The sequence below is a fragment of the Pseudoalteromonas sp. P1-7a genome, from assembly GCF_001401855.1.
In the GTDB taxonomy this organism is placed as follows: Bacteria; Pseudomonadota; Gammaproteobacteria; order Enterobacterales; family Alteromonadaceae; genus Pseudoalteromonas.
On the sequence record NZ_LKDU01000072.1, the window covers coordinates 1 to 1530 of the forward strand.

At 36.1% G+C, this 1530-nt stretch carries 2 protein-coding genes and 1 pseudogene; all 3 read right to left on the reverse strand.

What is annotated here, in order from left to right:
- Window positions 1-341: 341 nt before the first annotated feature.
- Entirely contained in the window at window positions 342-677 is a 336-nt protein-coding gene (locus tag AN389_RS19455) for a hypothetical protein (RefSeq protein WP_055020497.1), read from the reverse strand.
- Entirely contained in the window at window positions 670-1221 is a 552-nt protein-coding gene (locus AN389_RS19460) for a hypothetical protein (protein WP_055020498.1), read from the reverse strand. The genes AN389_RS19455 and AN389_RS19460 overlap by 8 nt, the downstream gene beginning before the upstream one ends.
- Before the next feature lie 129 nt (window positions 1222-1350).
- Window positions 1351-1530 (reverse strand): annotated as a pseudogene (locus tag AN389_RS19465) (NERD domain-containing protein); the annotation flags it as partial.

The window sequence follows — 1530 nt, forward strand, 5'->3', positions numbered from 1 at the left end:
CGCACTTGTAGACGTTAAGCTTGCTCACGTTAGAAGCGCAGCGTCTCATTACTTAATAAATTAACACCGTAAAAGCCCTGCTTTTAAAACGCCAACAAGTTGCGCGTCTACCAAATTAAATTTTACGCTGGCGTGGGTGTGATGCGTAGGCGCGATTTTATATCGCGCTTGTAGACGTCGAGCTTGCTCACGTTAGAAGCGCAGCTTCTTATTACTCAAACGATGTATAGCACAAAGAGAAAAGAATGAGGAGTAAATGAGCAGTGAAACCTTTAGGCGCAAAGCTTGCTCGCGTGAGAAGGGCTAAAGTTTGTATCCAGCTTTAGCTTTTTATTGCAAATTTACAGCCCCATGCCTGCTAACTTAATTTTTGTAGCATAGCCTCTTGCTGAAAACACCTTACAAACATGGTAAGCAGAATCATCTTTATCAGAAGATAATCTATACGCTATTTTGGCGAGCTCTTTAGCAACATACATAGGAGAAGCAGCCAACCCTTGTGGCCTTGGTACAAAGTTCATAGCCTTTGTACACTCTTTAGATGAAGCTAACATCTCCCAAACTAACTCAATCACTTTGTCATTAATCTCTATTTGACTAGCTGTGCCTTTACTAAAAAACACCTCTAATATCTTTTTTACGTCCTTGTTATCAATATCTTCATATTTTTTAGACATCATCCATTCCTTTGTTAAACATTATTTTTATCAGCAATTCTTTGCTTGCGTCGGTTCCTATACCAATAAACTCGTTAGGTTTACCTTCTTCAATATAAGTAATATAGTTTTTATAAGCCGAGTTATTCACATCAAAATCAAAGAAATAAACCCCACCTTTGTCATATTTTATGCCGCTAGAAGTCGATTTTAAAAGGTTCTGTTTTTGGGCTTTAATATATTCGTTTACAGGTTCACCATAAGGTGCATATATAGATAAGAGGAGTTCTCTCACTGTCAATTTATTGCCTGCAACAAAGAAGTGTTTTTCATGAGTGAAGTTTTCATCTTCAAATGAAATATCAATATAAGAGCCATCTTTCTTTATTTTATAACCTACGATATTGCCTTCAATATCAATCGCTTTTTTACAACCATCAAAGGGGGCTATTGGCTTTACTAATTGATAAATAGAGCGATCTTTGCCCTGTAAGTCGCAATCTAAAATAGCTGCATTTACATGAAGCGAGCATAGAACTAAAAAAGAGAAGTAGATTATTTTCATTTAAATCCTTTTAATTAAATACGTTCCTATTTTGATAATATCTGTTTTTTTTATGTACAGCAACCACCACCTGATGAATACATTTACTTCATAATCTTAATAGAATTGCTCGTCCAAAAAGCGTAGCTTTTACATTGCTTTACTTTCATGCAGTGATCGCTGAATCACTTGATAGCAAATAGCACGCTGCTGCTCTTGGCTTAAGTTTACTTGTCGCATAGAAAGAATCGTTTTAACTAATTGTTTATGAGAAACGATAGGAAATTCTGGCCTTTGCTTTAGCTCTACAAACCAACCAGGAAAGCATAA

Coding starts and splice junctions, on each gene's coding strand:
- AN389_RS19455 (WP_055020497.1), bottom strand. CDS start 677: ATGTCTAAAAAATATGAAGATATTGATAACAAGGACGTAAAAAAGATA.
- AN389_RS19460 (WP_055020498.1), bottom strand. CDS start 1,221: ATGAAAATAATCTACTTCTCTTTTTTAGTTCTATGCTCGCTTCATGTA.